The sequence below is a fragment of the Anaerosporobacter faecicola genome (genome assembly GCF_012070565.1).
Taxonomy (GTDB): Bacteria; Bacillota; Clostridia; order Lachnospirales; family Lachnospiraceae; genus Anaerosporobacter; species Anaerosporobacter faecicola.
In genome coordinates this window covers 74,061-96,656 of record NZ_JAAQRO010000026.1, presented here as the reverse complement: position 1 = coordinate 96,656, position 22,596 = coordinate 74,061, and the positions used below count along the sequence as shown (strand labels likewise).

Genomic DNA, 22,596 nt, shown 5'->3' with positions numbered 1-22,596 from the left:
ACGAATCAAAAAATACAAAGAAAAATGGTGTGCATAAAAAATGACCATACCTCATACGAAGTATGGTCATTCAGTAAACACTCATTTTAGATATTTAACCTGTCTACTTGACAGGGGGCATATCAAATTAACATACAAGACTATTAATCTTATTAACGAATCCATACAAATAAAAATATGTCCATCCCTGCTATTGTCTCTCCAGATTTGCAAACTTTGTAAACTGTGATAACCAAGCAAGTTTTACTGTACCTGTTGGACCATTTCTCTGCTTTCCAATGATAATTTCCGATACACCTGCATCTTCTGAATCATGATTATAGTAATCATCACGATAGATAAACATAACAACATCGGCATCCTGCTCGATGGCTCCAGATTCACGTAGATCGGAGAGCATTGGTCTCTTATCTGGTCGTTGTTCTACTGCACGACTTAACTGTGATAATGCAATAACAGGCGCATTAATCTCTCTGGCAAGTGCCTTTAAGGAACGAGAAATATCTGAAATTTCCTGTTGTCTAGATTCCGCTTTCTTGCCACCTGTCATCAACTGTAAGTAGTCAATAATAACAAGTCCCAGGTTATGTTCCAGCTTATACTTTCTACACTTTGATCGTAATTCTCCAATGGAGATACCAGGGGTATCATCGATGATCAGATTGGAGTTACCTATATTCCTAGCACTCTCCACAAGTTTTACCCAGTCATCATCCTGTAGTTCACCCGTACGAATTGCCTGTGAATCAACTTTTGAGTTCATAGAGATAATACGTTTTACCAACTGATCCTTTGACATTTCCAATGAAAATATTGCAGTTGCTATATTGGATTTCACAGCTACATACTCCGCAATATTCAATACAAATGCCGTCTTACCCATAGAAGGTCTGGCTGCCACTAAGATCAAATCGGAAGGCTGTAATCCTGCCATCTTATAATCAAGATCATAAAATCCCGTTGCTATTCCTGTTACACTACCTTTATTCTTAGCAGCGGACTCAATACTTTCCAATGTTCGAATAACAATATCCTTAATACTGACAAAGTCTCCTGATGCTTTATTTTGCACAACATCAAAAACCTGTTTTTCTGTATCTTCTAGTATGACTTCAAGTTTTTCCCGATTCAAATAGCATTCGTTGGCGATTCCTTCGGTTACCTTAATCAACTTACGCAAGATTGCTTTTTCTTTTACAATATTGGCATAATATTTCACATTTGCAGAAGTTGGAACAGCCGCCATAAGATCTCGAATGAAATCTATACTACTTAATTCAGAAGGTAATTCTTTTTCTTTCATCTTTTCTTGAAGAGTAATCAAGTCTACTGGTTTTCCCTCATTAAAAAGTTCCACCATTGCATCAAATAGCAATGCATATTGATGCTGATAAAAGTCTTCTGCCGATATGATTTCAGATGCCGTGGTAATTGCGTCTTTGTCCATGATCATGGAGCCGATTACAGATTGCTCTGCCTCAATACTATGAGGAGGTACTTTTTTAATTAATGACTCATCCATGACTTTCTCCTTCTCAACTTATCTACACAAATTATATGATATAAGGGTCAAAAGGTCATGTATTTCATATTTGCTGAAACACATGACTTTAGACTCATAAAATACCTTTTAACGATCGAATGCTTATATAGATAAAGATGAATAATAAATTCTACTGTTCTGTTACCTTAACGGTTAATTCCCCAGTCACCTTATGGTGTAACTTCACTGGTACATGGAATGTTCCCATATTTCTTATTGGCTCAGCCAATTGCAATTTCTTTTTATCAATATCATATCCCAATTGTTCTTTTGCAGCAAGGGATATTTCTTTTGTTGAGATGGAACCAAATGTTCTTCCATCCTTTCCAAGTTTAATCTTAAGAACAACCACCTTTTGTTCTAATTCCTTAGCAAATGCTTGTGCTTGTTCAAGAATTTCCTTTGCTATCTTTTCTTCATTGGCTTTTTGTAATTTAAGGTCATTTATATTCTTAGGAGTTGCTTCAATTCCTAATTTTTTAGGCAAGATAAAATTCCTAGCATAACCATCGTTTACCTTAACTTTATCGCCCTTTTTTCCTAACGTCTTTACGTCTTCCAATAAAATAACTTCCATCTATAATTCTCCTTCCTGTTGCATCTGTACTAAAGTATCTTTTACTTTTTGTATTGCTTCTTCCATTGTGCAGTCACACATTTGCGCACCAGCAATGCTCATATGACCACCACCACCTAACTTTTCCATTATGATCTGTACATTGACTTCGTCAATCGAACGAGCACTGATATAGATCTTACCATTAAACTCCGTAAAAACAAAAGATGCTTTTACATTGGTTATATTCAATAGTTCATTGGAGACTTTTGCACCAATGATCGTAGGACTTTCTACGCCATGTCCAACACATTCTGTAATTGCGTAATAATCCAAAAATACTTCTACATTACTTACGGATTCCGCTTGTACCTTATATTCCATCATATCGCAACGAAATGCCTTACGGATTTTCGTTACATCCGCTCCACTTCGTTTTAAGAAAGCGGCAGCTTCAAAGGTACGCACTCCTGTTTTCGACAAGAAATTATTCGTATCAATCATAATACCTGCATACATTGCATCGGCTTCGGCTTGTTTCAAACGCAATCCTTCACCAATGTATTGCAATATCTCTGCAACCATTTCACATGTACTTGATGCATATGGTTCAATGTAGGATAATACGGCATTCTCTACCGCTTCCCCCGTTTGTCGATGATGATCTAATATGACGATCGTTTTCGTCAGATCGAGAACTTCCTTGCACTCTGTATAGTTTGGTCGATTTACATCAACAATAACCAACAATGTATTGCTATCAACCACTTCTATGCCCTGGGCACTATTTAAAAACATGTCACTCTCATAATCCGGATTATCCAAGAATCGATCCATCAATGGACGTACCGAAGTAGTCACTTCATTAATTATAATGTGTGCACGTTTATTGAGAGTTTTGGCAATACGATATATACCAATTGCGGCACCAAATGAATCCACATCTCCAATGGAGTGTCCCATAATGACCACTTTGTCTTTTGCCTCTACAAGTTCCTTTAGGGCATGTGCTTTTACCCTTGCCTTAACTCGGGTATTCTTCTCAACCTGCATGCTCTTGCCACCATAATAGAGGATCTTCTCACCCTCTTTTACAACCGCCTGATCTCCACCTCTACCTAGGGCAAGATCAATCGCTGCTCTGGCATAATCATATCCTGTCGTATAAGTATCGGCATTTACACCAAGACCCATACTCAACGTAACCGCCATATCGTTACCGATGTTGACTCCTCGTACTTCTTCAAGTAAAGAGAATTTATTACTTTGTAACTGGCTCAAGTACTTATGCTTAAACATAAAGATATATTTATCTTTTTCTAACTTCTTCACAATCGCATCTAGATTCTGCATATACTTATTAATCTTTCGATCAACAAGTGCAACTAATAAAGATCGCCGTACTTCGTCGATGGATTCCAATGCTTCTTCATAGTTATCTATATACAGCAAACCAATAACCATTCTTTGTTCCTGGTTTTCTTGAATGATTGATTTGATCTCTGTTTCATCGTACATATAAATGGCAATCAAAGAATTATCCATGTTACTGTTTTCATAATTTTCATCATACTCGTCTTCACCTTCATGAAAAGACTTAGCAATCGTTCTACGTAAAACAATACGGTAATTACGATTTTGAAATGTTACATGTAATATGGTGTCTTTATCCACATGCGGTAAATTATCTCTTGTAATCTCCGGAAATATATTCATAATGGAACGTCTAGCTGCACGTTCATTCACAATAATATCAATGAATTCATCATTTCCCCACAACAAATGACCATCAATGTCCAAGATTGCATAAGGAAGCGATAGCTCTTTTAGCAATTGTTTTTGAACTTGACCATAATCCGCAGCGAAACGTACAATTTCTCCAAAGATCGTAACCCGCTTGGAACGATATAAAAATAGTGCAACAATTATATACACTAGTACATATATACTCATCATGATTGCTGCTCTATTATCAATAAAGTATATACTTATATTCATGACTACCAGCAATGCAGATAACCAAACAGGCCATCGGAAGTATGATTTAATCATTGCAGTAAGCTTACTTTTTCTATTCATTCGAACTCCCAGCTTTCCAATTAATTCCCTCGGTTTGCTCTATTTCACAAACCAATGCCTTAGTTTCTTACATAACCCATGGCTTTTATTATATCATTATATGAAGGTGGGGTCAAAAGTTATTTTATAACCTAGATACACCCCAAAATCCTTATAGAATCTTACCTTTTGTCTGTAACTCATTTCTATTTTTTATGCACATACATTTTCACATATTACTTGACTAAATTGTGTAAATCATCTATACTTAATATGTATTTTATATGAGGTTATGATTCACATGTTTTTGTAAGTCATTAATTACTTGATGATTTACAAAAACATGTGTTTTTAATTTTCACCTAAAATATACAAAGAAATGCGTAGCACATTCCTTTGTGTGGAATTAGTCTGGAACTCAAGTAAGTTCACATATAAATTCCATCCTGCTACAAAATTTATTTTAGGAGGTATCTTTCATGAACAAGGGTACAGTTAAGTGGTTTAACTCACAAAAAGGTTATGGTTTTATTACAAATGCTGAAGGTGGAGAAGATGTTTTCGTTCATTTCTCAGGAATCGCTGGTGATGGTTTTAAATCATTAGAAGAAGGACAAGGCGTTACTTTCGATTTAGAACAAGGAAGCCGCGGAATGCAAGCTGTTAACGTTCAAATCGCTTAATTTGACGTAATAGTTCGTAATATACGAGTATAACAAAGGTGTGATATCGATTAGTTTTCTAATCTGTATCACACCTTTTTAATGAAAAGAACATCGTAAATTTTATCACAAGTTTACGATGTTCTTTTTCTCTTTTCAATTAACATCACGATTGTTATTCGCTTGTATGTTTTATGATAACCTTCTACTTAGCTCTTTATACCATGTGAAATGATAAATTTAATCTAGTATTACGCCTCTTCTTTTATTAATACCATTGCAGATATCCGTTCAACTGATACTTGATCTCCTACCATCTCAGCCAAACAGTTTACACCTGCTTTCTCTTCATTTACATATACACCATATTTTCCTTCTGGTAGTTTGATTGTCACACTTTCTTCCGATGCATTAAAGATTACATATATCTCTTTTGCTGTTTCTTGTTTTATTGGACCATGAAGTCGATATGCTACTACCTGTTCTGGTGTATCCATAAAGGTAAGGTGCTCCTGGATCTCTTTTTCTGTTTCCATACGAAGCGCTGCATGTTGTTTACGGAATGCTATTAACCCCTGATAATACTTGTACACATCCTGATAGGTTTTCTTATTCTCCCAACGTATTGCATTAACCACATCAGAAGATACATAACTATTGTGGTCATACATGCCTTCTTGCCCTTCTACTGGCTTACTTCTCAACAATTCCTCACCAGCTAAGAATAATGGAATTCCTTGTGATGTAAGAATGATTGCAGCTGATAACTTATTCATTCGAATTCGGTCTTCTTTGCTTGCATCCTTACGAGACATTGATAATTTATCCCATAGAGTAAAATTATCATGTACGGAAGTATAATTAATACATTGTCCAGGATTATGCGTCCATGCCTTAATCTCGGTTACTTGTGGATGACTGGTAGCGGCTACAATACCAAATCGAATGGCCTCTTCTAATCCTTTTTTTCCACTTACAAATCCATAATCCTCTCCATCGAATACACTACCTTTAATAGCATCACGCATATCATCGCTAAATGCACCAACACGATTCAACTGATACGTATGTGCTTTCAGAGCTTGTCTTTTCTTTGGAAGAACAGAATCCGAACCTGTCCAACCTTCCCCATAAAGCAAAATACTTGGATCGATGGCGTCAACTGCTTTTCGTATTTCATTCATTGTTTCAATATCATGTAGCGCCATAAGATCAAAGCGGAATCCATCAATATGGTACTCTTTTGCCCAATAGGTAACCGAATCAATCATAAACTTACGTACCATAGAACGTTCTGAAGCTGTTTCATTACCACAAGCAGATCCATCACTAAACACACCCTCTGCTACTCTATGATAGTATTCTGGCATAATTTTATGGAAATTAGAATTTTTATCTGCAAATGTATGATTATAAACCACATCCATAACAACTCGGATTCCATTTCGATGTAATGCTTGCACCATTTGTTTGAATTCCTTAATTCGCACCTCTCCATGATATGGATCTGTTGCATAAGATCCCTCAGGCAAATTAAAGTTTTTTGGATCGTAACCCCAGTTAAACTGTGGCGTATCTAATTTTGTTTCATCCACTGTGTGATAATCAAAAACTGGTAGTAAATGTAGATGGGTAATCCCAAGTTCCTTCATATGAGAAAGACCAGTATATTGTCCACTCTCACTCTTTGTACCTTCTTCTGCAACTCCAAGGAATTTTCCTTTATATTCTATTCCTGAATTAGAATCCATGGATAAATCTCTTACATGTAATTCATAAATAACTGCATCGGTGTCTCGGGTAAATGCTGGTCTCGTATCTGTACTCCAATCTTTGGGATTGGTTTTCTCCAAATCAATTACCATTCCTCTTTCCCCATTAACCCCAGCTGCTTTTGCGTAAGGATCAATCGTCTCATTCACCGTATCACCAATTGTAACTTCGTATGTATAATATATTCCATTCAGATCTTGCTCTACGGCTAAACTCCATACTCCATTTTCAATTGAACTCATGTTATACTGGTTGATAAAACTATCTGTATGTCCATCTTTATATAGCTTAACTTTTACATTATTAGCTGTTGGTGCCCACACCTTAAACTGTGTACACGTACTGGAGTAGATTGCACCCAAATCATTTTGGTCATAGTAGTATTTTTCATTAAACTCTTTTCCTGAATACGGATGTTGCTGGTATTTTTTATCCATTGGCGTCGTTCCTCTCCCCAATTTTTCTTATATTTCTCATGTTATATATGACTATCACTTAATATACATAATCGTCAAAAGCCATTAACACAAGCCACCATAATTATATCATAAATAAGTAAATCCGTGTATAGATATTTTCGAAATTTTTCGATAAGAAACTTATATATCATATGGTTGTTTACGTTAATATGCTCTCAAACCATTTATTTTTTGAAAATCAAAAGATTATACGTATGTACGACATTTAGAAACAACCAGATATAAGGGATCAAAGTACCTTTGACCCCTTATTAACCTACTTGACGTAAGCAGATAGTAATTTTCTTTACTACTTATTTCTTTTACAGATCAAATTTCTCTGCAATTCGTTTATTCAAATTATCATAAAAATCCTGCACATCTGTTGTTATTTCATTTTTACTTTTCACTAATAAATCTACATATTCCTGAACAATCTCTCTTGTTATTGGTGCGGTAAATGTTTCTTCCGAATCATCTCCAACATTTACCTTGTTATTATCTGTTCCCGAAGCTGTTCCATTGGTTGTGCTTCCTGTTGTATTTCCTGTTGTATTACTATTTGCTGATGAACTACCTGTGTTATTTCCTGTAGTAGCATTATTACCACTTGCTGTAGTTCCATTTGCGGAATTTCCAGTACTATTGGACATATCTGTACTTTCTACAAGTGTATCTCCATTCGTGTTACTGCTCCCATTTGCAGTAGAATTACCGCTTGTAGTTGTATTTCCATTTGAAGTTGTACTTCCATTTGTTGTATTATTATTGCTTGCTGTATTTCCATTTGTGGTGTTTGCATTAACTTGATCGTCGTCACCATCATCTACTTCGTCTGCTAAGAACTTCATATATTCATCTACAGCACGACCATCAATTCTGTTTTTTGCATCTCCTGTAAAGTATCCGCTTTCACTATTTGTCGAATCATATCCACCAACGATGGCAGCATTCATGAGTTTGCAGTATGCCTCATAGGAAGGTTGCGTGGTAATACCATCTGGGAATTCTGTAATATGCTTTTCAAAATCTTCTGCACGATCAAGTAATTCATCTAATGTAACTCCAAGTCCCTTATCACTTAAATAAGGTTTTTGCTGGTTCTCGTACATTAATTCTAAGAAGTCTTCTACCTCATCGGATACATAGTTTTTGTATGCATATAGACGGGAGTAATCTACATCTTCATAAGTATCTTCAAAACCTAAGATACCACTAACTAATTGATCTGCTTCTGACTCACTTGCATTTGTAATATTCTCATCGATAAAACCATAGACATTGTCACTGTTTGTTTCTGTTTGTAATAATGTATTGTATTGATCAACAATGCCTCCATTTTCTGTTTGATTTCCTACATTCTCTTCAACTGCATTATCACCTGCCGTATTGTCTCCTGTATTACTATCATCATTGGCAGCATTGTTATTTCCTGCATTATTATTACGACCACATGCTGTTACACCAACCATTGCAATAACCATACACAATGCAAGAAGACTTTTCTTGAAACGTTTTTTCATCATCTTTCACCTTTTTCCTTTCTCTGACGGACTGTCCTGTATCTTACAATCTGTCGACATAGTATTACTTACTTTTTGGATTATTATCCATAACTAAACTGTTTCATCGCAACATTTTTGATTACAGTATGTTGTACTTTGTTGTTGATGAAATCATTACTATCATTATCTCCACGGATTGATAAACTATTCGATTCTATGAATTGGATAGTAAATTTTTATTACGTTTCATGTAAAGTATCCTTTACATTTTTTAAAAATTGTGTATAATATAGCTATGTAAAGTAAGCTTTACATAGCTATATATTTTTAACAAATTCATTGTAATGATCAGGGGGATGTATATGAGTAGTCTTGTAACTTTGATTTAAAGATATTAATAAAATAATGAAAGGATGGTTTTAAGAAAAGGAAATGAAAAATCGCGTAGAAGAATTACGAAAGGAACACGGTCTCAAGCAAGAAGAGCTAGCTGATCTTTTGGAGGTATCTCGTCAAACCATAAGTTCTTTAGAAAAAGGACGATATAATCCCTCCATATTACTTGCTTTTAAAATCTCGCATTATTTTAACCTATCAATTGAAGATATATTCTTATATAAGGAGGATTAATTATGAATAAGAATGTAAAAAGTTTTCTTGTAACATTTGTTGGTCTAATTCTAACTATACTTGGTTTTGTTCTTGTTAAGGGCGCGGATTCAACTAAAGGTATTTTGGCTACACTACCCTATATCTGTATTGCTATTGGCTGTGGAACATGGGGTCATGGTATGGGTACTTTACTTAGAAACCGTGCTTTTAAAGGTGATCCTGCACTAGAAAAAAAGATGGAGATTGAACGCTTAGACGAACGTAATATTATGATTGCAAACGCTGCAAAAGCCAAAGGGTTTGATATCATGATTTATGTATTTGGAGCACTTATGCTTACACTAAGTCTAATGAATAAGGACCTCAATACGATTCTTTTGGTTGTTTTTGCTTATCTTTTTGTTATTGGCTATAGTATTTACTATCGTATAAAGTTTGATAAGATATTGTAACATTGGTTAAGACTCGTTACCCTCTATTACGTTTGGTAGATAGCAGCCATCTTCTTCCTTCACCATTTAGAATATTTACATTACGTAATAATTTGAAAACATAAAAACCCCCTATGCGTTTTACGTATAGGGGGTTCAACTTCTTAGTCCATTGTATATGGCATTAAAGCGATATGTCTTGCTCTCTTAATTGCAACTGTAAGAGCTCTTTGATGTTTTGCACAGTTTCCTGTGATTCTTCTAGGAAGAATTTTACCTCTTTCAGATACATATCTTTTTAATTTGTTAATATCTTTGTAATCGATACCTGCATTTGTTTTATCACTGCAGAATACACATACTTTTTTTCTTCTACGTCCGCCTCTTCTCTTCATTGGAGAATCAGCTCTATCGTTTCTATCATTCTTATTGTATGGCATAAGACAACCTCCTTATCCGGGTTTTATACATTTTCATGTATATTTTATAATTTTGACTTACACGTCCTATTAATTAAATGGTAATTCTTCATCAATACCATCTGGGATATTCATGAAGCCATCGCCAATTGCTTGGCTTGGTTCAGGTCTTGCTGCTGCTTGATGGAAGCCACCGTTTTCACTAGCTGCTGCCTTGCTTTCTGCAAATTCCTGTTCCTCTACAACAACTTCTGTTGTGTAGACTTTCTGTCCATCCTTATTCGTATAGCTACCAGTCTGTATACGTCCAGTTACCAATACTTTCGTTCCCTGTCTGTAGTACTTCTCTGCAAATTCAGCTGTTTTACCAAATGATACACAACTAATAAAATCTGCAGTCTGTTCCCCATCACGTTTAAATCTACGATCTACTGCGAGGGTATATCTTGCTATAGCCAGTGATCCTTCCCCTTGGGAATATCTCACTTCTGGATCTCTTGTAAGACGACCCATTAGGATTACTTTATTCATAAAGGAATTCCTCCTTCTTTATGCGTCTTGTCTAATGCATAAATATCTGATAACAGATTCCATGATACGAACTCTTTGTTCGATTTCTCCTGGAGTTGTTGATTCAGACTCGAATTGGATGAAGTAGTAGAATCCTTCTCTCATTTTCTGAATTTCGTAAGCTAATCTCTTCTTACCCCATTCATCAACGTTAGTAACTGTACCACCAAATCTAGTGATCATTTCTTTAACTTGTTCTACAGTTGCTACTCTAGCATCGTCTTCGATTTTTGCACTAACAACTAAGGCTAATTCATATTTGTTCATAGTTGCTTGCACCTCCTTTTGGTCTTTGGCCCTTTTCTTTTTTATTAATCTAAAAAAGAGCAAGGATTAATTAATTTTAAATATATCACAATTAGTGATTTTAGCATACTTGTACATAATATGCAAGAAAATTTTATAATAAATTCGTTTTTTTCTAGGGGTCTCCCTAATCCCGCTCTATTTCGTCTTTTTTCCTTATATTTCGTATGTTTTTTTCTACTTGTTTTCTAGGCAACATCACCTGATGACCACAGCCAACACACTTTAACCGAAAGTCCATTCCTACTCTTATAATCTCCCACTCACTACTGCCACAAGGATGTGGTTTCTTCAACTTAATAATATCACCAATATTTAAATCCATTCTGATCCCTCGACTTTTCTATAATAACCTACGAACAATTGTACTCGTATTATATCATACTGTATTTTACATTATCAACCTGCTATATTTTATATCCTTACTTTATTACTACCTATTTTTATTAGTACGTATTTTATTACTTCTTATTATTATTGTATTTTCTATTATAAAAATGTAAAAAAATACGTATTGCAATTTTTTAATCAGAGGTGTACTATACATATATCAACATGTAGTTTTGAATACTACTTGTCATTGTATCTAAGTTTCAATTTAATGCAAACTTTTCTTAACCATTATTTTATTGGAGGTATTTATTATGAACAGAATACACCTTAAAGATCCCGCTAGCGCAATTACCCATATATTTGGTTCCTCTATTGCGTTGCTTGTATCTATTCCATTACTTATTCATAGCGCTATCAAATCTGATTTGCTTCATACCATATCTTTAGCGATTTTTAGCTTTGGACTTGTGTTATTATATACTGCTAGCTCTCTTTACCATTCCATTAATGCTTCAGATACGATAAATCGGCGTCTTAAAAAATTTGACCATATGAGTATCTCTGTTTTAATTGCTGGAACGTATACTCCTATTTGTCTGATCGTACTTGGTGGACGCACAGGCTGGACATTATTCACAGTAATATGGGCTATGGCGCTTGCAGGAATCTTCTTAAAGGCTTTCTGGGTATACTGTCCAAAATGGGTTTCTTCTATAATATATATTATTATGGGTTGGATGTGTGTATTTGCTTTTCCTCAATTGTTAGCAAATCTCTCTGGAGCAGCTTTTGGATGGTTGCTAGCTGGAGGAATTATCTATACCATAGGTGGCGTCATCTACGCTTTAAAGCTACCTGTATTTAATAGCCTTCATAAGAATTTTAACTCTCATGACATCTTCCATTTGTTTTGTCTTGGAGGAAGCTTTTGCCATTTTATTCTAATGTATTACTACGTTGCCACGATGTAATTTTAGATTAGTACAAAGTACTCATTTTCATAAAAAAACATGTGTAGTATAGTAATATAGGGTCATATAATTAAAAAATGGAGGTTATTGATATGAAAAACAAGAGAAGTAAAATTTATTCTTTGTTGTTAGTACTTGTATTATGCTTAACCACTGTGTTTGCTAATACAAATACAAGCAAAGCGGCCGAGAAGGAGTATGATAATTTACTTGAAGAGTACGGAAATGCTGTAGCTGACACTGCTATTACTTACGACTTTACAGTAGACACCAATACGGATGTGTACTTTTATCTATATGCTCCTGCACTAGTTAACTGTGATATTACTGTATATGATAGTGTAGGTACTTATTATGCAGGCGGAACAATTTATAGCAGCGATTTAGTTTGGGAAGAAAGCATTAGTTCTTACTACTACGATTTAGTTTGCTCAGATATGGATTCTGGTGATTACACCGTAGAAATTAAATTCGATGCCAATACCGATTATATATTTGGTGTAGATGCTACTAAGATCCAAGCTACTATCAGTGCTTCTAAAGCAACAATTACTGCTGGATTTACAAAGAAATTAACAGTTGATAACTGTACTGGAACTGTTAAATGGACAACAAGCAAGAAAAGCGTAGCTACGGTAAGCAGTAAAGGTGTTGTTACTGGTAAGAAAGCTGGTACTGCTACAATTACAGCAACTGTTCAAGAAACAGGTCAAAAATTAACTTGTAAAGTAACCGTTAAAGAGAATGCTTATAAAGAAACAAAAGGTTCTTATAAAGATCTTTACTACGGAAACTGTGCATTACAAGTTTACAAAGCTTCTTATGCTAAAAACGGAGACCTTGTTTTAAAGGTACGTTTCATCAATTATTCTGGATATAAAGTATCTTCATTAAAGGATATGAAGATTACATTCAAGAGTGCTTCTGGTAAAACAATCGGTACATACTCAGTAAAATCTAAGAGCATGAGCGTCTCAAATCAATCTTCAAAAGATTTTACTGTTACTATTAAGAAATCAAAATTAAAGATTAAGAAAGCAGATCTTAGAAATGCTTCTTACACTACTAGTGGAACATACATCTACTACTACTAAAATAACAATAAAATAGATGCTATATAACCCCAAAACCCACTGGATTTAATCCAGTGGGTTTTTTGAATGTCTATATTTATTTCTTTGTAAACTTAATGGAATAGGTTCCAGATGTTTTCTTACTATCTTTGTATACTTTAACATAATAAGTTCCTTTTGGTAACTTGCTTGATGTGTATGTCTCAACACTGGAACTATAACTATAATCCGTTGTTGATATATATTTTGTTAATGCACCAGCAATATTAGTACCCGTTAATTCCACACAGATCTTACCAGATGATACATTTCCTTTAATGTCCATATGAATCTTTGATGCTTTTGTTAATGTAAACTTATAGTAATCATATTTTGATGTCTTATCTTCTGCAAGAACAATTCCTTTTCGTTCTTTTTTGAATGTTAATGCCTTAGCTTTTGCCTTTTTCGCTCCACTACTTTCACTTACACCTGTAATCTTACTCTTTACACGATAAAGTCCTGAGGTGGTACTTACCTTAATGTTATAAGTGGTTCCTTTCTTAACTGCAAATACAACTTTTTGGCTTGTACTTGAAGTTGATAGATAAGCATCATCCGTAATTGCTTTTTTCTTGCTATTACATAAGGTTATATATGCGTTTCCGTAAGTTTCTTGAAATTCTGCTGTTATGGTGATATAACCTGTCTTGCTTGCTTTGTATTTGTAATAGATATTCTTGCTATCATAGTTGTATGTATCATACTTATATCCGTAGCTTGTTGTATACGTATTATTCTTTATTGTACGATTTGCACCATTATACAGTTGGGATGAAAAAGTATATGTACCTGGATCAGAGAACTTAACATAATAAGTTCCTGCTTTTGTGAAGTAGGCTTCTCCTTGCTCTGCATAAACGCCTTCTGATATTACATCAGAATACGTACTAATATAAAGTTGATTTCCTACTTTCGTTGTACAGCCTTCATCGGAGAATACTCCAACATCTGCTCCACTTGTAAGGTTTGTTGCTACAATATAGTTTAAACAACCCTTTTGGTCAATTTTTAGTGGAACAACCTCGTTCTCCATTGTTGTTTGAATAACATTCGTTGTAAAATTAGCAAAATCCTCATCTGTTCCCGTTGTAATTGTTGTAGTTGTTAGTTCTGTTTTGGGATTATTCTCCGTATCTAGTATGGTCGCTGCCTTACTTATACTTTCTCCAAATAGCATAGAAACAACTAACATCACACAAATCAATGTACTCGCAAATGTTTTTCTTGATTTATTCATTCTATTCCTCTCTTTCCTTTCCGCTTAATTCATTAAGCATAAGATTCTTTCAATAGCTATCAATTATCACTATAGCAAATGTACCCCTACTTTTCAATTCGTGGGTAGTGGTAAATATGAACTAGATTCGGTTATATTTCCCATTTTGTGTGTCTATCGTATTAATTAAGAACCTATTCCTCTATCCTTCTAATCTTGTAGTTATTATTCTATTATATTAAACTCATACTTTACTCATGCAAGTTAAACCTCAGATTACACCCAATATCTCTGAAAATAGCCTATATAAAAAGGCTGTTTCAATAAAGAAACAGCCCAAATCAAAATATATGTCAAGCAACCAATTAGTCTAGTATGTCACCGAAGCAGGTGAGATGCTGTACTGCAAGAGAATGTTTTATTTATTCACCCGCATTAGCAATAAGCATTTGCACAGAATACGTGCATATGCAGTAGCAAAGAATACAATATAGTTGAGAATATATCTTCTCAACAAGTAAATAAAATCGGTTGCATATTGTCATTATGTAAAAGTTCGGTAACATTCTACCGCAAGCACAACAATACTAAATGGTATATCAGATTGAACCTTTTATTCAACCGACTCCTTTGCTATAATATAATATACGCAACAGAATCAAATATGTGATATATAATTATAACCGTATGGAGGTTTAAATGGAATTCTTAAAATTACTAGAATCAATACGTACGCCATGGTTAACTTGGTTTTTTCTCGTCTTTACCAGTTTCGGTGAAGAAACTCTTGTATTAGCCATCATCTGCTTTCTCTATTGGTGTCATAATAAACGTTTGGCTTATCGTATCTGTTTTTCCTTTTTTTCTTCAGGATTAGTTGTACAAACACTTAAAATTACATTTCGCATACCAAGACCATGGGTAAAAGATTCTTCCTTCCACGCTGTTTCTCAGGCAGTACCAACAGCTACTGGATACTCTTTTCCAAGTGGCCATACACAGTGTGCAACAGCGCTTTATAGTACCTTTGCTTGGAATACTAAGAAAAAACGTCTTCAAATTCTCTGTTTTGTAATTATAGCCGGAGTAATGATCTCTCGTATGTACTTGGGCGTTCATACACCTCAAGATGTCCTTACCTCCTTTTTCATTACCTGCATCTTCTCTTATGTAACGAATTACCTAATCAACCGTTTTCGCTTACTGGATAACAATCTTTTTATGACTGCTATTTTTTTAGTCACTATTTCCATTGGCGTAGCAATTTATTCATTGGTTTTACTTCACAATGGGACCATCGAGACTCGCTATGCTTCCGATTGCTGTAAAGCTGCTGGTGCTGGTATTGGATTTGCAATTGGCTGGTTTATTGAATCAACCTATATACGTTTTTCTGAACGAGCAACCGCTCCTTCCAAACAGGTGATTAAATTCTTAATTGGTATAGGAATTACTGTATTATTAAAGGTAGGATTAAAAGCGATCTTCGGGTCATCCATTCCAAGTGATTTTATTCGTTATAGTATGCTCGTATTATGGATCACTGTCGGTTTTCCCTATCTCTTAAAACATTATGAATCAAAATTACTTACCGAATAATGGGTAATATAACTCTGCAAATCAGGTTGTAACCATACTACCTGCTTTGTACATCAAAAAGGATTATGATACGATTTTATTTCGCATCATAATCCTTTTTCTTAACGTAATAATAACATTGGATTTACAGTATTCTCTTCTAATAATACTTCAAAAAACAGATTGGTTCCTTCTTTAATATAGTACTTTGTTGGTTCTGCGACCTTACCGATGACAGCACCTTCTTTTACCGTCTGTCCTTTTGTAATGTTAAGATTTTCATCCAATTGTCCATAGACTACTTCATAACCATCTCCAAGGGATACTGTTACTGTATTGCCTGTCTCTTCGTTATAACTAATATCCGTTACAACGCCATCTGCTGCATTAAGTACCTCGTCTCCAACTTCTGCTTGAATGATAATTGCTGGATTACACTTATACTGATCCAGTGTTTGGAAGTAGATAACACTGTTCATACTGTAATTCATGATCACATTCCCATCTACTGGCCAAAGTAATCCTTCCTCTTCATTAAATGTTAAATTCGTACCTTTTCCACTAGTAGCAACTGTTTCTGGCTGTTCTTCCTCTGCCGTACCCTCTGTTGCAACAGCATTTGATGTTGTTTCCTGTGCTTCTTCGTGAATCTCTGCATCTCCTGTTAAATCCATTGGTACATCTGCATCAATTCCTGCAACATTTTGTTCTTGGGTTCCTTCATCCGTTGCAACTTTGTTGTCATCACTGACCATATCTTCTGTTTTAGCAGTAGAGTCATTTAAATCTACAAGGTTATCTTTATTGTTACTAGTAAGCATACTTACATACACAATGCAAATGACACAAAGTGCACATATACCAGTAAGTAAAGATATATAAAAGCCTTTGGCTTTTAAAAAGTCTGGAACATTCTTTTTCTTCACATTCATCACCTCTAGCAATATTTTCACCAGAAATGCGTCTTTTATACATATGTGTTATTATTTTATAATTGTTTCTGTGTCTTTTTAATTGTTTTATCCCTCTCTATTTTCTGTGCTTTATCATTCATAGCAATCAATGGTTACTCCTGTATAATAATAAGCAAGAATCGTCTTATAGGTTTCCCCTTGTAGTGCTTTTAGATTTGCTCCAAACTGGCTTAATCCTAATCCATGCCCTTTTCCTTTGCATATAAATCGAATGGAATCTTCATAGGCTTCCACGTAAAAATTCGTACTGTTTAAACCATACTGTTTTGCAAATACCTCTCCACTAACTTCATCTTCCTTAATCTGTACCAAATCTACATAGCCATCCTCTTTGCGTTCTTTTACTAGAATCTCATCTAATATGGCTTCTTCTGAAAGATCACAATCTGGTACAAGTTTTTTTGCTAACCTAATTATCTCTTCTCTTTTAAAGCTAACAATCTGCATATAATTCTCACTCTGCACATCCGCTTTACTCTCTACCGCTTGGAGATAAGATATATTCTTTCCTATGGCTGTACTTGCACTTCTTGTCACACCAACACTTACCTCATGGAACAATGGAACAATCAACTTCCCCTCACAAAGAATCACTTGCCCATTTGTCTCTTTTACGGCCTTCTCTATATTCGCTTTATATGTAGCCTGTTCCTCCTCTTTTTTATCTAGTACACTGTCATCAGATTGATAAAGCAGACCAATCTCCTCTGCCTTTATGGTATTGGTTTGTTTTTGTTGTACGATCACATATACATAGGTCCGGATGATAACGGCTTGCGCCTTTAGTGTCTCTAAATGGTAGTTCAATGGAATATTTGCTTCCATTGCCATCATAATATAAGTATCAAGGGTACATTCTTTCTCCATAGAATCCTCTGTGATGAGAATATGTATAGCTGCATCCTTTTCTTCCATATAAAATTGATCTTTTCCAGAAAGTATATAGGTTATACAACATGGAATTAATAGAATAATGAGCAATATCACTACTAGTCCACAAGCTTTTTGTTTCATCTGCATATACTCCTTGTAAGAAAATGCTCATAGTAATATATGCAATACCACCCGTCCACGTTGCTATATATCCTGTAATTGACACTTTTTATTTTTCTTTAACAACTTTTTTATGTTTCTTTTAGTATTGTATTATGAATTTATTTTATTTCATTTTCTTTTTATGGAATGTACATACTACGGTCACAACTCCTTGCTAGAATAATACTTGCAAGAGATTTTCATACATTTGAAATACTCCCCCCCTCTCATTAACAAAAAAGAAGATGCAATCGGATATGCATCTTCTTTTTTTGTTTACCTTTCAGAGCCAGGCAAACACACCGTCTTTTCTCGACTGACTCTCCGTATCGTCCGATCTATAACTGTGTTCTACCTTCCAAAGCACGTAACAAGGTTACCTCATCAATATACTCAAGATCACCGCCAACCGGAACACCACTTGCAATCCTACTAACCCTTATTCCTGTAGGCTTGATCAGCTTACTTATATACATCGCGGTTGTTTCCCCTTCCAAACTGGAGTTGGTCGCTATAATTACTTCATCCACGTCTCCTTGTAGACGCAACATCAATTCCTTCAATTTTATATCCGATGGTCCAACTCCAAGCATAGGGGAAATGGCTCCATGAAGCACATGATAAACCCCTTCATACTTTTGTGTTTTTTCATATGCTGCTAAGTCCCTTGTATTTTCCACCACCATGATCTGTTTGTGGTTTCTCTTTTCACTTGCGCAGATTGGACAAATTTCTTTATCTGTCAAGGTAAAACAGCTTGTACAATAGCGAACATTCTCCTTGGCTTCTGTAATTGAAGCTGCCAAAGCTTGTACTTGATCTTTTGGCATATTAATGATATGAAATGCAAGACGTTGCGCCGTTTTTCCACCAACACCAGGCAATCGTGCTAACTGTTCAATTAATTTTGTTATTTGGCTACTATAATAATCCATACTTATTTCCATGCCCTTTCATAGATCTTGCGTTCTGTACAACGCACAATCGTTGTATAAAAGTCTTATCTTTCACACAGTTTTTTCTATCTAAACCAGTTCTTTAGAAAAAGGCATGACATCTCATGTTGAAATGTCTATGCCCTCTACTGTTCGTCTCTTCTTATTAACTTAGAATGGGAAACCTCCACCTAAGCCGCCTAAACCACCTGCAATGGAACTCATTGCTTGAGAAGATTCTTCTTCCATCTTACGTAATGCTTCGTTGGTTGCTGCAACGATCAAATCTTCTAGCATTTCAATATCATCAGGATCAACTACTTCTTCAGAAAGTTTAACAGATACAACTTCTTTCTTTCCTGATACTTTAACGGTAACTGCTCCACCACCTGCTGTGGCTTCCCATTCCTTACCTTCTATTTCTTTTGTCTTCTCTTCCATTTGTTTTTGCATCTTTTGCGCTTGTTTCATTAGGTTGTTCATATTGCCAGGCATTGCTCCTGGAAATCCACCTCTTTTTGCCATTCTTAATTCCTCCTATTACTTACCTGATTCCATTCATGAGACCAAGTAGTTCTGTAACGTATTGCTACGTTAGTTTAATTTTCATATTCTATATCAACATTTTTGAATATCTTTGTTAGGTCCGGAAAATCTTGTTTCTTATCATTCCCTGCTTCAATAAGCTTTGTTCGGATAACGACTTTCTTTCCAATCTTCTCTGCAATTGCCATCTCAATCGCTTCTTTTTGTCCCTCTTTATCTACATAATCCTTATCCACTTCTTCAGAGAACAGTAAAATCAACTGATTATCTGATCCTATGCTTAATTTCGCTCCAAGTAACATTGGTTTTAACGACCCATGCAGATTAGATATAATTGTTCTCCAGTTTTGTGCGACTTGTCTTACTTCCTCTGTCACCGCATTTTGTAATTCTTCTAATGATATCTTTTCCGCCTGCTCTTCCTCATTGATTTCTGACACGACTGCCTGTGGATTACTAGGTGAACCTGTAGTATTCACCACAATACCCTTCTCCAGTTTTTCTTCAATTATACTTAACCGGTCTAGGATTGAATCGTAATTTTGCTCCATCTGAGGACGACATAATTTGATAATTGCTATCTCCACTAGTACGCGTTTTTGAGATGCATACTTAACCTGATTTGCAAGGTCTGAGAAAATCCTGATATACCGCATTAATCGCTCTGCATCTATACTTTCTGCATTCTCCTTTAATTCTACCAGATTGTCGGAGGAAATATCAATAATATCTTCTGCAGCATCCGACGTTTTTACTAGTAACAGATTTCGTAGATACCAAGTAAAGTCTACAACAAACTGTCCTAGTTCTCGACCTTCTATTATGAGCCTTTCCACCAATTCCATTGCTTGCGTAACCTGACCAGCAATGATCAAACGCAGCAATGTTGAAAATACATGTGTATCAACTGCTCCTAACACATTAAGTACGTTATCATAGGTCAGCTTTTCACCAAAGTAAAATGCCATACACTGATCAAGTAAACTTAATGCATCACGAAGAGCACCATCTGCAGATTTTGCTATATAGCGGATGGCTTTTTCTTCTGCTTCTACCTGTTCCTTTTCCAGCAACTCCTTAATCCGTTCCGATATTATGTCAATGGTAATTCTTTTAAAATCATACCTTTGACATCTAGAAAGAATCGTTACTGGAATCTTATGCACTTCCGTCGTTGCTAAGATGAAGATTACATAGGAAGGCGGTTCCTCCAACGTCTTCAGCAATGCATTAAATGCTCCTGCTGAAAGCATATGAACCTCATCGATAATATATACCTTATAGCGTCCTTGTGTTGGGGAATATTGAACTTCCTCAATGATATCTCGAATATTATCCACACCATTATTGGAAGCCGCATCAATTTCAATTACATTCATGGAGTTTTGACTATTGATTGCTTTACACATGCTACACTCATTACAAGGGTTCCCATCTATGGGATTTTCACAGTTTACCGCTTTCGCCAGTATCTTGGCAATTGTCGTCTTTCCTGTTCCCCTTGTTCCACAGAATAGATAAGCATGTCCAACACGATCGGACTTAATTTGATTTCTTAATGTTTTAACAATATGATCCTGACCTTTGACATCTCCAAATTCAGTAGGCCGGAACTTTCTATAAAGGGCAGTATATGCCATACCCTGCACATCCTTTTCTAATACATAATTTCAATATGTTTCACATTCAGGTTCCTACGTATTCCTACATACTTCATGTTCTCATAATACAAAAACATAGAATCCACTTGACTCTTTTATATCTTGAAGCTAGAGTCAAATGTTACATGCGATTTTTGACCTACATCATATCATATCAAATGTATTTTAATTTTGCAAACAAGGAATGCTTAATCACCAAAATTAATACCAAGGCATTTTGCTTCTCGGATAATTGAGGATTCAGGATCCACCATTTTTAATTTACCTGCAACCTCTTCAAGTGGCACAGGAATAATTTCACCATCACGGAATCCTACCATATATCCATACTTTTCTTGTTTAATTAGTTCTGCTGCAGCTGCACCAAGACGCGTTGAGATGACCCGATCGTATGGACATGGTTCACCACCACGTTGTGTATGTCCTGGTACTGTTATTCGAATTTCCTGCCCCGTCTTTTCCTCAATTTCTTTGCCCAACTTGTATGATATAGATGGATAAGGTGAATTCTTATATTTTTGCTTTCTTTCCTTTTTTGTAAGTGCTGCATCTTCTGTGGAGATTGCTCCTTCTGCAACTGCTAAGATAGAGAATTTCTTTCCTTCTGCTGTACGTTTTTCAATTGCTGCTACTACAGAATCAATATTATATGGAATCTCTGGAATCAGAATGATATCTGCACCACCTGCTATACCTGCATGTAACGTTAACCAGCCTACTTTATGTCCCATTACTTCAACAATGAATACACGACGATGGGAGGCTGCAGTCGTATGAATACAGTCAATGGCATCTGTTGCAATGTTTACCGCACTCTGAAAACCAAAAGTAATATCCGTCCCCCATATATCGTTATCAATCGTCTTTGGTAACGTAACGATATTAAGTCCTTCTTCTCTTAAAAGATTTGCTGTTTTATGGGTTCCATTTCCTCCTAGGATTACAAGGCAATCTAATTTCATCTTTTTATAGGTTTTCTTCATTGCCTCAACTTTGTCCAAACCATTCTCATCTGGAGTACGCATATATTTGAATGGCTGTCTGGATGTCCCTATGATTGTTCCACCCTGGGTGAGGATTCCCGAAAAGTCTTTTGGTTTCATTAGTTCATAGTTTTCATAGATTAAGCCTCGATAACCTTCTAATATACCATAGATCTGTATTTCCTTTGGTCCGTAGGCTTCATATAATGATTTTGCTACACCACGCATTGTGGCATTCAAACTTTGACAATCTCCGCCACTTGTTAACAAACCTATTCTCTTCATATGCAACACTCCTTTTTGTTTACTTGTGACTAATTATACTATAGTTAGCACTTATTTACCATACTAGACGT

General features: G+C 35.4%; 22 protein-coding genes. 6 read left to right on the top strand and 16 right to left on the bottom strand.

Translation table 11 applies throughout. The annotated features are described in order from the left end of the window. Positions 1-190 precede the first annotated feature (190 nt). The 3 genes from dnaB to HBB17_RS11770 form a co-directional block, all read right to left on the bottom strand. Complete coding sequence (dnaB, locus tag HBB17_RS11780; RefSeq protein WP_167957693.1) at positions 191-1,522, bottom strand: replicative DNA helicase; 1,332 nt, start codon at positions 1,520-1,522, stop codon at positions 191-193. Positions 1,523-1,673: 151 nt separating this feature from the next. Further along, on the bottom strand, positions 1,674-2,120 hold the full coding sequence (gene rplI, locus HBB17_RS11775) for a 50S ribosomal protein L9 (RefSeq protein WP_167957692.1): 447 nt from the start codon (positions 2,118-2,120) through the stop codon (positions 1,674-1,676). Beyond that, positions 2,121-4,178 (bottom strand): DHH family phosphoesterase, encoded by a 2,058-nt coding sequence (locus HBB17_RS11770; RefSeq protein ID WP_167957691.1) that lies wholly within the window; start codon positions 4,176-4,178, stop codon positions 2,121-2,123. It abuts the gene before it with no gap. Between the two features lie 458 nt (positions 4,179-4,636). On the opposite strand from HBB17_RS11770, the gene HBB17_RS11765 reads away from it, so the two are divergent. Further along, on the top strand, positions 4,637-4,840 hold the full coding sequence (locus HBB17_RS11765) for a cold-shock protein (RefSeq protein WP_167957690.1): 204 nt from the start codon (positions 4,637-4,639) through the stop codon (positions 4,838-4,840). Positions 4,841-5,070: 230 nt separating this feature from the next. Here the strand turns inward: HBB17_RS11765 and pulA are convergent, their stop codons facing one another. Together pulA and HBB17_RS11755 are read right to left on the bottom strand one after the other, a co-directional pair. Then, complete coding sequence (gene pulA / locus HBB17_RS11760; RefSeq protein WP_167957689.1) at positions 5,071-7,029, bottom strand: type I pullulanase; 1,959 nt, start codon at positions 7,027-7,029, stop codon at positions 5,071-5,073. Between the two features lie 344 nt (positions 7,030-7,373). Next, entirely contained in the window at positions 7,374-8,576 is a 1,203-nt protein-coding gene (locus HBB17_RS11755) for a hypothetical protein (RefSeq protein ID WP_167957688.1), read from the bottom strand. 411 nt (positions 8,577-8,987) lie between these two features. Here HBB17_RS11755 and HBB17_RS11750 point away from each other — a divergent pair, with 411 nt between their 5' ends. Then, the gene (locus tag HBB17_RS11750; protein ID WP_167957687.1) at positions 8,988-9,185 is read left to right on the top strand and encodes a helix-turn-helix transcriptional regulator; all 198 of its coding nucleotides are present in this window, start codon (positions 8,988-8,990) and stop codon (positions 9,183-9,185) included. 2 nt (positions 9,186-9,187) lie between these two features. Further along, positions 9,188-9,619, top strand: a complete 432-nt coding sequence (locus HBB17_RS11745) for a DUF6442 family protein (protein ID WP_167957686.1) — start codon at positions 9,188-9,190, stop codon at positions 9,617-9,619. Between the two features lie 143 nt (positions 9,620-9,762). On the opposite strand, the gene rpsR is transcribed toward HBB17_RS11745, so the two are convergent. The 4 genes from rpsR to HBB17_RS11725 all read right to left on the bottom strand — a co-directional run bounded on the left by rpsR (position 9,763) and on the right by HBB17_RS11725 (position 11,218). Further along, a complete protein-coding gene (gene rpsR / locus HBB17_RS11740) occupies positions 9,763-10,038 on the bottom strand; it encodes a 30S ribosomal protein S18 (RefSeq protein WP_167957685.1) in 276 nt (91 codons plus the stop codon). Positions 10,039-10,107: 69 nt separating this feature from the next. Beyond that, on the bottom strand, positions 10,108-10,548 hold the full coding sequence (locus tag HBB17_RS11735; RefSeq protein WP_167957684.1) for a single-stranded DNA-binding protein: 441 nt from the start codon (positions 10,546-10,548) through the stop codon (positions 10,108-10,110). Positions 10,549-10,566: 18 nt separating this feature from the next. Beyond that, complete coding sequence (rpsF, locus tag HBB17_RS11730) at positions 10,567-10,854, bottom strand: 30S ribosomal protein S6 (RefSeq protein ID WP_167957683.1); 288 nt, start codon at positions 10,852-10,854, stop codon at positions 10,567-10,569. 166 nt (positions 10,855-11,020) lie between these two features. After that, positions 11,021-11,218 (bottom strand): DUF951 domain-containing protein, encoded by a 198-nt coding sequence (locus tag HBB17_RS11725; RefSeq protein WP_167957682.1) that lies wholly within the window; start codon positions 11,216-11,218, stop codon positions 11,021-11,023. 319 nt (positions 11,219-11,537) lie between these two features. Between HBB17_RS11725 and trhA the strand changes: the two genes are divergently transcribed. Beyond that, positions 11,538-12,197, top strand: a complete 660-nt coding sequence (trhA, locus tag HBB17_RS11720) for a PAQR family membrane homeostasis protein TrhA (protein WP_167957681.1) — start codon at positions 11,538-11,540, stop codon at positions 12,195-12,197. A 92-nt stretch (positions 12,198-12,289) separates the two neighbouring features. Then, positions 12,290-13,291, top strand: a complete 1,002-nt coding sequence (locus tag HBB17_RS11715; RefSeq protein WP_207717344.1) for an Ig-like domain-containing protein — start codon at positions 12,290-12,292, stop codon at positions 13,289-13,291. A 76-nt stretch (positions 13,292-13,367) separates the two neighbouring features. On the opposite strand, the gene HBB17_RS11710 is transcribed toward HBB17_RS11715, so the two are convergent. Further along, positions 13,368-14,549 (bottom strand): pre-peptidase C-terminal domain-containing protein, encoded by a 1,182-nt coding sequence (locus HBB17_RS11710; RefSeq protein WP_167957680.1) that lies wholly within the window; start codon positions 14,547-14,549, stop codon positions 13,368-13,370. Positions 14,550-15,227: 678 nt separating this feature from the next. Here HBB17_RS11710 and HBB17_RS11705 point away from each other — a divergent pair. Further along, complete coding sequence (locus tag HBB17_RS11705; RefSeq protein WP_167957679.1) at positions 15,228-16,127, top strand: phosphatase PAP2 family protein; 900 nt, start codon at positions 15,228-15,230, stop codon at positions 16,125-16,127. Between the two features lie 101 nt (positions 16,128-16,228). Here HBB17_RS11705 and HBB17_RS11700 read toward each other — a convergent pair whose 3' ends face one another. From HBB17_RS11700 to HBB17_RS11675, 6 genes are all read right to left on the bottom strand, one after another. Then, positions 16,229-17,032: a M23 family metallopeptidase gene (locus HBB17_RS11700; protein ID WP_167957678.1), complete on the bottom strand. Its 804-nt coding sequence runs from the start codon at positions 17,030-17,032 to the stop codon at positions 16,229-16,231. A gap of 120 nt (positions 17,033-17,152) precedes the next feature. Next, positions 17,153-18,094 (bottom strand): SpoIID/LytB domain-containing protein, encoded by a 942-nt coding sequence (locus tag HBB17_RS11695; RefSeq protein ID WP_167957677.1) that lies wholly within the window; start codon positions 18,092-18,094, stop codon positions 17,153-17,155. A 359-nt stretch (positions 18,095-18,453) separates the two neighbouring features. Continuing rightward, positions 18,454-19,050, bottom strand: coding sequence for a recombination mediator RecR (gene recR / locus HBB17_RS11690; RefSeq protein WP_167957698.1), 597 nt, complete (start codon positions 19,048-19,050; stop codon positions 18,454-18,456). 171 nt (positions 19,051-19,221) lie between these two features. Then, positions 19,222-19,575, bottom strand: a complete 354-nt coding sequence (locus HBB17_RS11685; RefSeq protein ID WP_167957676.1) for a YbaB/EbfC family nucleoid-associated protein — start codon at positions 19,573-19,575, stop codon at positions 19,222-19,224. Positions 19,576-19,649: 74 nt separating this feature from the next. Then, the gene (dnaX, locus tag HBB17_RS11680) at positions 19,650-21,236 is read right to left on the bottom strand and encodes a DNA polymerase III subunit gamma/tau (RefSeq protein ID WP_167957675.1); all 1,587 of its coding nucleotides are present in this window, start codon (positions 21,234-21,236) and stop codon (positions 19,650-19,652) included. Between the two features lie 209 nt (positions 21,237-21,445). After that, on the bottom strand, positions 21,446-22,525 hold the full coding sequence (locus HBB17_RS11675) for a 6-phosphofructokinase (RefSeq protein ID WP_167957674.1): 1,080 nt from the start codon (positions 22,523-22,525) through the stop codon (positions 21,446-21,448). Between the last annotated feature and the right edge of the window lie 71 nt (positions 22,526-22,596).